Consider the following 13310-nt stretch of genomic DNA (forward strand, 5'->3'; position numbering starts at 1 on the left):
AGGCAGGCTTGCGCCACGGCTTGAACAAACTGTTTTCTGCACGAGGCCGGGTCTGGCTGGCCTTTGGTCTGGTGGTGGTGTTCTTGCTGGCCCAGGTGGCCTGGTGGATCGTCTTCCAGCGCAACACCATCCAGGAAAACATCGAGTACGCCGAGACCGCCTGGCTGCAGGAGGCTGCGCTGGTGCAGCAGCTTTGGGCGGCCACCGCCCCCGAGAAGCGCGAGGCGCTAAGGCTCGAGCTGCAAAAGGCTTTCCCGCACCTCGAGGTCGAGGGCGAGCGGGTGTATGTCAACCCCAAGCGGCTCCAGGCCTATCGCACCGAGCAGATGCGCCACCTGCGCATGTTTGCCTACGAGGGGCCGGTCTTCTTGCTGGTGATGCTTTTGGGGCTTTACATCATCGGGCGCAGCCTGCGCAGTGAGCAGGAGTTCAAGCGCCGCCAGCAGAACTTTCTGATGGCCGCCTCGCACGAGTTTCGCACCCCCATCAGCACCCTGCGCCTGCTGGCCCAGACCCTGGAGCTACGCGAACTCCCCCGCGAAAAACAGCTCGACTACCTCAAGCACATGTCCCACGAGATTGACCGTATGGAAGACCTTACCGAGCGGCTGCTGGCCACCTCGAGGCTGGCCCAGGGCATGGGGCAGATAAAGCCCGAACGCCACGACCTGAACCAGGCCGTAAGTCGCTGCCTGGCCCGCCAACAACAAACCCTGGTGGCCCGTGGAGCAACCCTGCACCTCGAGCCCTCCCCCACCCCGCTGCCGGTCGAGCTCGACCCCGAGGCCTTTAGCCTGGTGCTCTCCAACCTGCTCGACAACGCCGTCAAGTACAGCCCTGAGCCCCATAAGCCAGTCTGGGTGCGTCTGCGCAGCGAGGGCGGGCAGGCCCTGCTCGAGGTCGAAGACCGGGGGGTGGGGCTCTCCAAGAGCCAGCTACAACAAATTTTCGAGCCTTTCTACCGCGTGGGCGACGAACAGACCCGCCGCACCCGCGGGCTGGGCTTGGGCCTTTACCTGGTCAAAGGCCTCACCGAGCTGATGGGGGGCCGGGTTCGGGCCGAGGCCCTGCCACAGGGCAGCCGTTTTGTGCTTAGCTTTCCCCTGGCCGAAGCCCCAGGGCTGGTGGGTGAAAGGAGTCCTGCGTGAAGCCCAAGGTGCTGCTGGTTGAAGATGAGCCGGCTCTGGCCGGGGCCCTGGCCGATAACCTCGAGGGTGAAGGCTACGCGGTGGAAGTTGCCCCGGATGGTCGCGCGGCCCTCGAGCGCTGGGTTGCCTGGCACCCCGACCTGGTGGTGCTGGACGTGATGCTGCCGGGCCTGGATGGCCTGCAGGTCTGCCAGAAAATGCGGGCCCAGGGCCAGACCACCCCGGTGCTGTTCTTATCGGCCAGAGGGGCCCCCGAGGAGCGGGTCGAGGGGCTCAAGGTGGGGGGTGACGACTATCTGGCCAAACCCTTCCACCTGCCCGAGTTTTTGCTGCGCGTCAAGAATCTCCTGCGCCGCCGGGCCGAGACCCCAAGGGCGGTGTACGAGTTCGCCGGCCATCGGGTAGATTTTCGCGCCTGGACGGCCTACCTCCAGGATGGCCGCAAAGAGGCCCTGGGCGAACGCGAGATGGCCATCCTGCGCCTGCTGATCGAACGGGCCGGCGAGGTGGTGAGCCGCGACGAGATTCTCGACCGGGTCTGGGGGCAGGAGGTGTTTCCCAGCAGCCGCACCATTGACAACTTCGTGGTGCGCCTGCGCCGCCTGTTCGAGCCCGACCCGGCCCACCCGGTGCACTTTCACACGGTCTGGGGGGTGGGCTACCGCTTCACCCCTCAGCCCGAGTTCAAGTCCGAGACCACCTCCCTTAAGGAGCCAACTTGAAAAACCTCAACACCACCTCGAGCCCACTGTTTTTACGGGCGGCCTGGGGTGAAGATACCCCCCGCGCCCCCCTCTGGCTGATGCGCCAGGCCGGGCGCTACCTGCCCGAGTACCGCGCCATCAAGGCCCGGGCCAGTTTCTGGGAAATGGTGCGCACCCCCGAGCTGGCCGCCGAGATCACCCTACAGCCGCTGCGCCGCTTTCCGCTGGATGCGGCCATCCTCTTTAGCGACATCATGACCCCTTTGCCGGCCATGGGGGTGCCGATCGAGTTCAACCCCGGGCCGGTGGTGGCCGAGCCACTGCGCAGCCCGGCCCAGCTCGAGGCCCTGCGCCTGCCCGAAGCCCAGGAGATTGCCCCCTACGTGGCCGAGGCTATCCGATTGGTGCGGCGCGAGCTGGCCGGTAAACCCGTGGCCCTCATCGGCTTTGCCGGAGCCCCCCTGACCCTGGCCACCTACCTGGTGCAGGGAAGCGGCTCCAAGGACTACGAAGACTTCCGCGCTTTTCTTCGCCAGGAGCCCCACCTGGCCCACCAACTCTTACAAAAGCTCACCGAGCTGACCATCCGCTACCTGCGGATGCAGATCGAGGCCGGGGCTGAGGCCATCCAGCTCTTCGATTCCTGGGCCGGCCTGCACGACCCGGATACCTACCGCGCCTTTGGCCTGCCCTACAACCAGAAAGTTCTGTCGGCCCTGGCCGGCCTGGGCGTGCCGCGCATCTACCTGGCGGTGGGGGCCTCGCACCTCTACCCCTTGCTGGCCCTGCTGCCCTGCGAAGCGGTGAGCGTGGACTGGCGCCTAAGCCTGGCCCAGGTGCGCCCCTTCTTCCCGACCCACACCCTGCAAGGCAACCTCGACCCGGCGGTCTTGTTGGCCCCGCCCGAAGTCATTACCCAGGAAGCCCACAAAGTGCTCAGGGCTGGTCTGGGCGGCCCCCATATCTTCAACCTGGGCCATGGGGTGATCCGTACCACGCCCCCTGAACATGTAGCGCACCTAGTTGAGGTGGTGCATCAGTTCAACCGACACAGCGAGGAACCTGCATGAACGAGAAAGAAACCCGTGAGTACAAAGAGAAGGAAACCCGGCGCATGGTGGATCTAGATCCGGCTGGCCTGATCAGCCGCAAAGCCCCCGACCAGACCAAGCGGCAGTTCTTGAACTACGCCTTCTTCAAGCTCGACCTCGAGTTCAGAAGACAGAGCCCCGAATTCGTGGAGGCAGCCAAGGCCGAGTTTGCCGAGGTGTGCGATCGCTGGGCCCGGCGGGGCGAGGGCTTTATCCTGCGCACCTACAGCCTGGTGGGCACCCGCGCCGATGTGGACTTCATGCTCTGGCGCATCAGCTTTAATGTGCCCGACTTCCAGGCCATGCAGCGCGACCTCAACCGCACCGTCCTGGCCGGCTACCTGAGCCAGCCTTACTCGTTTCTCTCCATGCAAAAGCGTTCCATCTATGTGGATCGCTTCAACCCCGAGGGCGAGGGGGTGCACCTCCTGCCGGGGCAGGGCCAGTACCTGTTCGTCTACCCGTTTGTGAAAACCAGGGCCTGGTACGACCTGTCGCCCCAGGCCCGCCAGGGCATGATGGACGAACACATCTACGTTTCGGCCCCCTTTACCGGCGTTACCCTTAACACCTCCTACTCCTACGGCATCGACGACCAGGAATTTGTGGTGGCCTTCGACTCCAACTACCCCCAGGAGTTTGTGGATCTGGTACAGCGCCTGCGCTTCACCGAGGCCAGCCTCTACACCCTCCGCGATACCCCCATGTTTACCTGCATCAAAAAGGACATCCGCGAGGTGCTGGAGGATCTGGCCTGATGGCCCAATCATCGGGAGAACCCATGAACGTACTCTTAATGGCCTACGGCACCCCTTACCGGCAGGAAGAAATTGAGCCCTACTATACCGATATCCGGCGTGGGCGGCCCCCCAGCCCGGAGTTGCTAGCTGAGCTGGCCGAGCGCTACCACCTGATCGGGCGCAGCCCTCTGAGCGAGATCACCTTCGCCCAGGCGGTGCGCCTGGAGGCGGCCCTGAACGCCACCCTGCCCCTCTATCCACAGCCTTTCCAGAGCTCGCCGGGCCCCCGTGTGCGCGGCCCCGCGCGGGTCTACCTGGGCACCAAGCACTGGCACCCCTTCATCGCCGAGGCGGTGCTGGCCATGGCCGAGGATGGGGTCAAGCAAGCGGTGGGCATTGTGGCGGCGCCGCACTTTTCCTCCCGTAGCATCGCCGAGTACCGCGAGAAGGTGGAAAAAACCCTGGCCGAACTAGGCCACCCCTTCCGCTTCCGGCTGGTGGAGGCCTACCCCGACCATCCGGGCTATATTCAGGCCCTGGCCCAGCGGGTGCAGGAGCAGGTCTGGCGGCTGCGCGAGCCAGGGCGGGCCCTTTTCCTTTTCACGGCCCACTCAATACCCGAAAGATCGGCCCAGGATGGAATCTACCAGGCCCAGGTGCGCACCACTGCCGAGCGGGTGGTGCAGAAGCTGGGTCTGGCCTACTGGGACACCGCCTGGCAGTCGGCGGGCCGCACCCCGGAGCCCTGGATTGGGCCCGATGTAAACGAGCGGCTCGAGGAGGCCGCGGCCCAGGGCTACCGCGAGGTGGTGGTGACGGCGGTGGGCTTCCCCTCCGATCACCTCGAGGTCTTCTACGACCTCGACTACGAAGCCCAGAACACCGCGGCCCGGCTGGGCCTGCGCCTCTTGCGCACTCGCAGCCTGAACGCCGACCCCGATTACATCGAGGTGTTGCGCGACCTGGTGGTGCGGGAATGGACAGCCTTCGAGCAACCCAAAGCGGAAACGGCAGGACAGCATGGCTAGCGTGGTAGTGGTAGGGGGTGGGGCGGCCGGCCTTTCGGCGGCCTATTACCTGCACCGGGCGGCGCCCCATCTGCACATCACCCTGCTCGAGGCCGGGGCCCGGCTGGGCGGAAAAATAACCACCGTAGCTGAGCACGGCTTTGTGCTGGAGGGCGGCCCCGATGCGGTGGTGCGCTACAAGCCCTGGGCTGTGGCCCTGATGCAGCAGCTTGGGCTGGAAAACCAGATTATAGGCACCCAGCCCGCCCATCCCTCCGCGCTGATACACGACGGGCGCGAGGCCCTACCCATTCCTGCTGGGCTGCAGATGGTTATACCCGGCGACCTGAGCGCGCTGGCCCGGAGCCCTTTGCTGAGCCCTTTTGGTAAGGCTCGAGCGGCCCTGGATCTGCTCCTGCCCAGAGGAACGCCAGGGGATGAGCCTTTTGGGGCCTTTATCGAGCGCCGGCTGGGCCGGCAGGTCTGGGAGCGGCTGGTGGCCCCGCTTTCGGGTGGCATCTACGGCGGCGACCCCTACGAGCTTTCCACCCTGGCGGCTTTTCCTCAGCTCAAGGCCCTCGAGCAGCAGCACGGCAGCCTGATCCGGGGGGCCATGCGGCAGCGCAAAGAGCGCGGCAGCCGCGAAAAGGGGCAGCTTTTTGCCTCGCTCGAGGGCGGCCTGGGTACGCTGGTAGAGGCTATACAGGCCCGCCTGAGCCGGATAGAGGTCAGGCTCCAAACCGCGGTGGCCGCTCTGGAGCGCTCCGGTGGCTGGCGCATCCACACCACCCAGGGAAGCCTTCAAGCCGACACGCTGGTACTGGCGACCCCGGCCCCCGTCACCGGACGCCTGCTCGAGCCCCACCACCGGCAAGCAGCCTCGGCCTTGCAGCAGATTCCCTACGGCGCTTCCTCTACGGTAACCTTTGCCTTTGCCAAAGAGAAGCTACCGCCCCGGGTGGGCCATGGCATGCTCATAGCCGCCCACCGCGGCTTCAGCGTGCGCGGTTTCACCTGGGGCGACCAGAAGTGGCCGGGCCGCGCCCCTGAGGGCTACGGCCTGGTGCGCGCCTATTTTTCCGGCCAGGAAGCCAGTAAAGAAGAACTGGCCCAGCTTGCCCTGCGCGACCTGGCCCGTCTGTGGGGCCAGGTGCCCGAACCTCTGTACACCTGGGTATTTCACTGGCCGGAGGGCCTGCCCCGCTACACGGTGGGCCACCAAGAACGCGCGGCCCAGGCCCTTAGGGCCGAAGAGCTCCCGGGCTTATTCCTGGCCGGCGCGGCCTACCATGGCGTCGGGCTGCCCGAGGTGATCCGAATGGGGCAGGAAGTGGCTGGGCGGGTGCTGGCTTACACAGACACGCTGGCCCGGGATGGGACACCGGTGGGATGATACCGGTTCCGCTTGAACCCTTCACCTTTGGGTGTAATCAAAGGTGAGGGGTTCAAGCCGACCGAAGGGAGTAGGAGTGCATTCCGGTGGTATCGTTTAGGCTTTCAAAAACGATACTATTGGAAGGCGTATAAAAGGGGTTGCAAGTCTGCGGTTATCAAAACACCAAACCGGGGTTGCTGTGACCCCGGTTTTTTGCGTTCTAGACGTGGCGCGCCCGAGAGGATTCGAACCCCTGACCTACCGCTTAGAAGGCGGCTGCTCTATCCACTGAGCTACGAGCGCATACAGGCCCAAACCGAGCCAGCGATAGTTTAGCAGACTTATTGAAATCGTAGAATTCGGCCGTTCGCGAAAAATAGACGCTACCTCGAGAGGACTGGCTCCAACCAACCCAGCTTTCCTCTGCACCTAATAGAACCAGGAAGCGCTGCAAACTACTTTGTGCGGAGTGTCGCCTGGAACTATAAGAGCCGCCCTCTCGGGCGGCTTTTTGGAGCGGGAGACGGGATTCGAACCCGCGACATTCAGCTTGGAAGGCTGACGCTCTACCAACTGAGCTACTCCCGCACGCTGCTGTATGCGCACTGGGGATTTCAGAAGCGCTTGGTCGGGGAGACTGGATTCGAACCAGCGACCCTCTGCTCCCAAAGCAGATGCGCTACCAGACTGCGCTACTCCCCGATTGTACACCTGGCTTGGGCACCAAAGCGCAAGTTCAAAGATAGCACGGCAAGGTAAAAACGGTCAAACAACGTATTGACAAAGCCCCGCACAATCACTATATTTATGTGTTGCTTGGGCTGTTAGCTCAATTGGCAGAGCAACTGACTCTTAATCAGTGGGTTACAGGTTCGATTCCTGTACAGCCCACCAAGCAAACTGGGCAGGATTGTCAAAGAACCAGGGTCAATAGCCCTGGTTTTGCTCTTTTGGGCATCGTTACAAAACTGGTTACGATATCTTGATATCCATAATCAAACTTGGGTTCAAATAACCAAACAGCCCGCAATCCCGGTGCTACATTTAGTGCAACGTGCGAGCTATGGCAATGGTCAATCAAAAAATACTGCAGAACCAAAACCTCTTGAGTCTGCTAGGATTGCTTATCTGGGGCGTGGTTTCATTCCTCTACTTGCCTGATACCTACCAGGCCTTTAGCTTTCTTTTTCTCATTCCTTGGGTCTGGAAAGATGGCCCGCAGGGCATGCGCTGGGTGGTTCCACTGGTGCTTATTTACACCATTGTCCAGCACATGTATCCCATTTCCAACCTGAGTCTGGATAGCTTACTGGTCACAATGCTACCGGGGTTGGTGGCGCTGGGTTTTGTGGCCTGGTTGCGTGAAAGGGATCGGCACTCGCAGAAGGAACTCGAGGACTCGCTGCGCTTCATGCACCTGCTCGAGGAGGGCAGCCTGAACATCAGCACGGCCAACGACCCCTTGGAACTTACCGAAAGTGCGATGTCTTCCCTCTACAACCTCAACATTGCACCACACCTGGCCTTCGTGCGGTTCCGCGAAGGCAAGCCGGTGGTGGTCAGCGCACGGGGAGCCCTCGAGCGCTACCGGGGGCGTCACCTACCACAGCAAAAACTCAGCACCCATGCCAGTCTTACCGACACCTTTGTGGTAGGCAACTACCTCGAAGGCATCCCCGAGAGCGCCGGCTGGTCCACGGCTGCGGTTCCGGTCTCGGCCCGGCATAAACGCCCCTTGGGAGTGGTGATTCTAGCTCGAGAAGGCAGCAAACCCTTCCAATCGGACGAAAAAGCCATGGCCAACTCGCTGGCCCGCGTCATGGGAGCCCAGCTTGGGCAGATGGAAGCCCTCAAGCACCTCGAGGACGCCTACGACGGCACGCTCCGGGCCCTGGGCCTGGCCTTGGAATTCCGCGACCACGAAACCCAAGGCCACACCAAACGGGTAGTCGCCTGGGCCGATCAACTGGCCCAAGACCTGAACCTAGATGCCTCTACTCGGAAATTCCTTCGTTGGGGCGCCTATCTACACGATATTGGGAAGCTTTCCATCTCCGACAGCATTCTTCGCAAACCCGACAAACTCGACGAGGAAGAATGGGAGATTATGAAAAGCCACGTGGTGATGGGCTGGGAAATGCTCTCGCGGGTGCCTTTTCTACCCCAGGAAACCCTCGAGGTGGTGCGCCACCATCACGAGAACTGGGACGGTAGCGGTTACCCAGACGGCCTGAAAGGTCAGGACATCCCCCTCCTGGCCCGTATCTTTGCGGTAGTAGATACCTTCGATGCCCTCTATAGCCCTCGCCCCTACAAGCGGGCCTGGAAACCTGCGGAAATTATCGAGGAGCTCCATCGGCTCAAGGGTAAAAAGCTCGACCCCAAACTGGTGGATATCTTCATCAAACGGATTACTTCCCCTTCCGGCAAAGAAGCCATGGAGGTTGCCAACCCCAGCAAACACAACGTCAAAGCATAAGGGTCTGGTAGCCAAGAGGCCAGATGATCTGCAGCCAGCAGCACAGCAAATCCCACCGTTCAACAGGCCGAATCCAAATCGAAAAAATGTACTCAGCATTTGGAATGGTTCCAAGGTATATCTGTCTGGATAATTGTCTCCATAGTTGAAATGCGAGAACCGATCCCCAAAGACCAGTGGGGAATTGCGTCAGGTACGCCTTGCCGATTCCGCTGGTTTTGCCAATCTACCCTGGCGTAACTTAAGACCTGGCAGACAGGCACGCCCTTGTTGCAGCAAATACCCCGTTCCACTTCGCCCAGTAGCGTCACGATAAAATAGCCTACAATGCAGCTATTTCCTTCGCTCTACGACACCCCTCTGGCCGAACTTTTTCACACCAAACTGCCTGCGGGAGAGCCCTGGGCTTGGTTGCTTAGCCAGCGAATTCTAGCGGACGAAACCCTGGCCCGGCGCCTGCTGAGCGAGCGCTTGAGCCCTGGAATGGCCGATTGGATCAGCCAGGAGTTGGGACACTTGCGGCGGGAGTTGGAGCGCCTCAGAAAGCAGTACCCCTTTTCGGACTTTGGCAATCGTGCTCCCAGCGCGGCCGAAAGCGCTGCTCAAAGGGTACTTTTAGAGGGATCCCCTGCCAGCTTGCAAAACCTGTACCAGACCTACGGCTATGGGATCTACGCTCACCACACCGCCTTCATATACAGCGACCGGATGCAAGCCATCGAGAAGCCCGACCCCGCCCGCTTTGACGACCTAGTGGGCTATGCCCGGCAAATCCAGACCCTGCGCGCCAATGTGGAGCGTTTTTTGGCTGGAAAACCTGCGGTTCCAATGCTTTTGTATGGAGCCCGGGGTTCCGGCAAATCCACCTCGGTCAAGGCCCTGCGCACCCACTATGCCGACCAAGGCCTAAGGCTGGTAGAAGTGCTTTCGGACGGGTTGGAACAACTACCGGCGCTTCTGGAACTGCTGGCTCCCTTGCCCTTCCGGTTTGTGCTCTACATGGACGATCTGGCCTTTGCCAGCGATGACGAACGGTTCCACAAGCTCAAGGCTTTGCTGGAGGGTGCAGTCTACGCACGGCCTGTAAATGTACTGACCGTCGCCACCTCCAACCGGCGCAACCTGGTCGCCCAGCACTGGTCAGATCGGCCCGAACCGGGTGCGAGCGACCCCGCTTCTTGGGACACCTTGCAGGACAAGCTGGCGCTGGCCGATCGCTTCGGGCTGGTGCTGACCTTTCCCCCGTTTGACCAGCAGCTCTACCTGGAAGCCGTGGCCCACATCTTGGGACGGGAACTTGACGAAGCTACCCGAAAGGCCGCCCTGCAATTCGCTCTGGATGGCAGGGGTTTCTCGGGTCGCACCGCACGGCATTTTGCGGATCAGCAATAACCCTGATAGCCGATATTGAAAGATTTACGGCAGCTTTGGGCCTCGAGCCTGGGCAGACCCAAGGGCTCAGGCCTGCGAAAAGAGCAATCTCTGTTCAAGTATCTTTACGAGGTGGGGTTCCACCATCAGGAAGAGCTTTCAATGGACTGGAACAGGGCTTGGCGCTTGCGCTCGAGTGCTGCACCAATAAACCCGTTGAAGGGCGGTGAGACCCGCATGGGGCGGCTAGAGAGCTCGGGGTGGGCTTGCAGCCCGATGAAGAAGGGGTGGTCAGCCAGCTCGATGGCCTCCACCAGCCCTTCCCCCCGTCCCTGTACGCCGGGTGTGACCGCCGAGACCGTCAGGCCACCCTCCATCAGCCGCTGCACATACTCGGGATTTACCTCGTAGCGGTGGCGATGCCGCTCGTGAACCAGTTCCTTACCATAAAGCTTGTAGAGGAAGGTCTCGGGGTGAATGCGCATGGGCCAGTTACCCAGCCGCATGGTACCGCCCAACCCTTCGACCTCGAGCTGCTCGGGCATCAGGTCAATCACCGGGTGGGGGGTGTAGGGGTCAAACTCGGTGCTGTTGGCCCCCTCGAGGCCCAGCACATTCCGGGCATACTCGATCACCGCGATCTGCAACCCTAGGCAGATGCCAAAGTAGGGCAGCCGGTGCTCGCGGGCATAGCGGGCCGCCAGGATTTTGCCCTCCACGCCCCGGATGCCAAAGCCGGGCCCCACCAGCACCCCGTCCACATGGCCCAGCAGCTCGGCGGCCTTGGCCAGGTCGGTAATCTCCTCGGCGTTGACCCACTTGACATTAACCCGCGCGTCGTGGGCGATGCCAGCATGGCGGAAGCCCTCCAGGATACTCAGGTAGGCGTCGGGCATCTTCACGTACTTGCCCACGAAGGCCACCGTCACCTCGTCTTTGGGCTGCTTGAGCTTGCGCACGGCGTTCTGCCAGAAGCTCAGGTTGGGCTGGATGGGCTCGAGGCCCAGCTTTTTCTCCACCACCCGCCCCAGGCCCTGCTCCTCCAGCACCAAAGGCATCTCGTAAAGGTACTGCACGGTAGGGCTGCTAAACACCTCGCCCGCGTGCACGTTGGTGAACAGGGCCACCTTTTTGCGCACATCCTCCGGCACCATCTTCTCCGAGCGCAGCACCAGCACATCGGGCTGGATACCTACCCCGCGTAAGGTGGAGACCGAGTGCTGGGTGGGTTTGGTTTTGAACTCCTCAGAGGTGGCCAGATAAGGCACCAACGTCAGGTGCAGATACATGATGTCCTGATCGTCTTCGTCGAACTGAAACTGGCGGATCGCTTCTAAAAAAGGCAAGCTTTCGATATCGCCCACCGTACCCCCCACCTCTACCACCACAATCTCGGCGTTTTGCTCCTGGGCGGTGCGGCGGATGCGGTCTTTGATCTCGTCGGTGATGTGGGGAATGACCTGCACGGTCTGGGAAAGATACTCCCCACGCCGTTCTTTCTGAATCACCGACAGATACACCTGGCCGGTGGTGATGTTGTTGGCCCGCGACAGGTCAATGTCGAGAAAACGCTCGTAGTGGCCAATATCTAGGTCGGTCTCGGCCCCGTCGCTGGTGACAAAAACTTCCCCGTGTTCGTAGGGGCGCATGGTTCCCGCGTCCACGTTGACGTAAGGGTCAATCTTGATGGCGGTTACGCGGTAGCCCCGCCCCCGCAAAATGGCCCCCAGGCTGGACGTGAGGATGCCCTTGCCCAGACTACTCACCACACCGCCCGTGACAAAAATGTACTTCATACAAAACCCCCACACTGCGCCGAATAAGGCATATCCAACGCCAAAAAACTCACTCTTTCAAACGCTCAACCGAAGCCGGAGAGCGGCTCAACTATCACGGGATTTGATCGTACCATGACTTACCCTCTTTGTGTCCAGCAACGAGCACAATAAACCAGAAATCTGGAAGCATACCAGCTTCGCTTGCATGTGACGCTTGATGCTTGACCAGCCTTGCTCATAGTCTGCTGCTTCGACAATGAGCCGCTTTCACCACCATTACACAAAAGTTTGACTTGGTACAATCTCTTTATGGCTGGGGCTACTCGCTTATCTTCCAAAGTTGCACCAGGGATCTATGCCATTGCGGTACCGATCCCCTATCCCTTCAAGTTTGTCAACTGCTATCTCTTGCTACCCGGCCCAGGCACCACCGATAGCCCGGTGCTGGTAGACTGCGCGCTAGATACGCCAGAGGCTAGAAGCAGCCTCGAGGCCGCCCTGCAGGAGCACGGCCTGGGCTTTGGCGACCTCGAGCATCTGGTGGTGACCCACCACCACCCCGACCACTATGGCCTGGCCAGACTAATCGAGGCCCAGGGGCCTGCGGTCTGGATGCTGGACGTAGAAAAAGCTCGAGGGCACATCTTCTGGACCGAGCCCGAGGAGATGACCCGCATCGGGCAGGAGTTGTTCCAGCGGCACGGGGTGAGCGAGGCCTACCTGAGCGACCTGGGCAAGGAGATGACCAAAACCCGCAGCCGGGTGCATCCGGCCCAGCACCTTCAGACCTTCGGCGATGGCCAGAGCTTATCCCTAGCTGGCATGGCTTTTCGGGCGGTCTGGACGCCGGGCCACGCCGACGGCCACGCTATGTTGCTGCGGGAGTCGGATGGGGTGTTGCTGGCCGGAGACCAGATCCTGGAGCGCATCTCGCCCAACATCGGGCTCTGGGCCTATTCGTACCCCAATCCCTTGCGGCACTACTTCGAGTCGCTGGAGAAAACCGCCGCCCTGGGGGCTTCGCTGGCCCTGCCGGGGCACTACCGGCCCATCCGGGACATCGTCGGGCGGGTGGCCGAACTCAAAGCCCACCACCGGGAGCGGCTGGGGTTCTTGCTTGGCCTTATGGACAGTACGCCCCAGACCTGCTGGCAGCTATCGCTGGGGCTGTTCCCCGGTGACCTCAACCTGGCCCAGCGGCGCTTCGCCTGGTCGGAAACCCTGGCGCACCTAGAGTACCTGGTGGCCGAGGGGCTGGTGAAGCGGCTCGAGCTCGACGGAATCGTGCACTATAGCCGCTGCTAAAGCGTCACCCGACGCGCCAAAAAGGAAGCCGTTCGCCTAAACGGGTTATCATGGCAGTACGCCCTTTATCCGTCTACCCGTACGACAAGGAGGTCGGCTATGAGCAAGGTCTACAAGAAGGTGGAGCTGGTGGGTAGCAGTTCAGAGAGCCTCGAGGACGCTATCAAAGTAGCGCTGGCTCGAGCCCGCCAGACCCTGCGCAACCTGGACTGGTTCGAGGTCAAGGAGATTCGCGGCAGCCTGACCGACGGCTATGTGAACACCTACCAGGTCACGCTCCTGGTTGGCTTCCGGCTCGACGAGGGAGAATAG

At 61.5% G+C, this 13310-nt stretch carries 11 protein-coding genes and 4 tRNA genes; 11 read left to right on the top strand and 4 right to left on the bottom strand.

What is annotated here, in order from left to right; genetic code table 11:
- Positions 1-8: 8 nt before the first annotated feature.
- The 6 genes from WKI89_RS00235 to hemG are packed head-to-tail and all read left to right on the top strand — an operon-like array spanning position 9 to position 6083.
- A complete protein-coding gene (locus tag WKI89_RS00235; protein ID WP_337867207.1) occupies positions 9-1148 on the top strand; it encodes a HAMP domain-containing sensor histidine kinase in 1140 nt (379 codons plus the stop codon).
- Complete coding sequence (locus WKI89_RS00240) at positions 1145-1870, top strand: response regulator transcription factor (protein ID WP_337867208.1); 726 nt, start codon at positions 1145-1147, stop codon at positions 1868-1870. Before WKI89_RS00235 ends, WKI89_RS00240 begins: the two co-directional genes overlap by 4 nt.
- The gene (hemE, locus tag WKI89_RS00245; RefSeq protein ID WP_337867209.1) at positions 1867-2922 is read left to right on the top strand and encodes a uroporphyrinogen decarboxylase; all 1056 of its coding nucleotides are present in this window, start codon (positions 1867-1869) and stop codon (positions 2920-2922) included. The genes WKI89_RS00240 and hemE overlap by 4 nt, the downstream gene beginning before the upstream one ends.
- Complete coding sequence (locus tag WKI89_RS00250; RefSeq protein ID WP_337867210.1) at positions 2919-3701, top strand: chlorite dismutase family protein; 783 nt, start codon at positions 2919-2921, stop codon at positions 3699-3701. Before hemE ends, WKI89_RS00250 begins: the two co-directional genes overlap by 4 nt.
- 23 nt (positions 3702-3724) lie before the next feature.
- The gene (hemH, locus tag WKI89_RS00255; protein WP_337867211.1) at positions 3725-4711 is read left to right on the top strand and encodes a ferrochelatase; all 987 of its coding nucleotides are present in this window, start codon (positions 3725-3727) and stop codon (positions 4709-4711) included.
- On the top strand, positions 4704-6083 hold the full coding sequence (hemG, locus tag WKI89_RS00260) for a protoporphyrinogen oxidase (protein ID WP_337867212.1): 1380 nt from the start codon (positions 4704-4706) through the stop codon (positions 6081-6083). Before hemH ends, hemG begins: the two co-directional genes overlap by 8 nt.
- Positions 6084-6292: 209 nt before the next feature.
- Here the strand turns inward: hemG and WKI89_RS00265 are convergent.
- From WKI89_RS00265 to WKI89_RS00275, 3 genes are all read right to left on the bottom strand, one after another.
- Positions 6293-6368 (bottom strand) — tRNA-Arg (locus WKI89_RS00265).
- A gap of 209 nt (positions 6369-6577) precedes the next feature.
- Positions 6578-6653: transfer RNA gene (locus WKI89_RS00270), tRNA-Gly, on the bottom strand.
- Between the two features lie 37 nt (positions 6654-6690).
- A tRNA-Pro gene (locus tag WKI89_RS00275) sits at positions 6691-6767 on the bottom strand.
- A gap of 116 nt (positions 6768-6883) precedes the next feature.
- On the opposite strand from WKI89_RS00275, the gene WKI89_RS00280 reads away from it, so the two are divergent.
- The 3 genes from WKI89_RS00280 to WKI89_RS00290 all read left to right on the top strand — a co-directional run bounded on the left by WKI89_RS00280 (position 6884) and on the right by WKI89_RS00290 (position 9936).
- A tRNA-Lys gene (locus tag WKI89_RS00280) sits at positions 6884-6959 on the top strand.
- 259 nt (positions 6960-7218) lie between these two features.
- Entirely contained in the window at positions 7219-8544 is a 1326-nt protein-coding gene (locus tag WKI89_RS00285; RefSeq protein ID WP_337867213.1) for an HD-GYP domain-containing protein, read from the top strand.
- A 327-nt stretch (positions 8545-8871) separates the two neighbouring features.
- Entirely contained in the window at positions 8872-9936 is a 1065-nt protein-coding gene (locus WKI89_RS00290) for a DUF815 domain-containing protein (protein WP_337867214.1), read from the top strand.
- Positions 9937-10061: 125 nt separating this feature from the next.
- On the opposite strand, the gene WKI89_RS00295 is transcribed toward WKI89_RS00290, so the two are convergent.
- Positions 10062-11711, bottom strand: a complete 1650-nt coding sequence (locus WKI89_RS00295) for a CTP synthase (RefSeq protein ID WP_337867215.1) — start codon at positions 11709-11711, stop codon at positions 10062-10064.
- A gap of 291 nt (positions 11712-12002) precedes the next feature.
- Here WKI89_RS00295 and WKI89_RS00300 point away from each other — a divergent pair, with 291 nt between their 5' ends.
- Both WKI89_RS00300 and WKI89_RS00305 read left to right on the top strand, forming a co-directional pair.
- Positions 12003-12998 carry an MBL fold metallo-hydrolase gene (locus WKI89_RS00300; protein ID WP_337867216.1) on the top strand — a complete coding sequence of 332 codons (996 nt, stop codon included), beginning with the start codon at positions 12003-12005 and terminating at the stop codon, positions 12996-12998.
- A gap of 99 nt (positions 12999-13097) precedes the next feature.
- On the top strand, positions 13098-13310 hold the full coding sequence (locus tag WKI89_RS00305) for a dodecin (protein WP_337867217.1): 213 nt from the start codon (positions 13098-13100) through the stop codon (positions 13308-13310).

This window comes from Meiothermus sp., assembly GCF_037443965.1.
Classification (GTDB): domain Bacteria; phylum Deinococcota; class Deinococci; order Deinococcales; family Thermaceae; genus Meiothermus.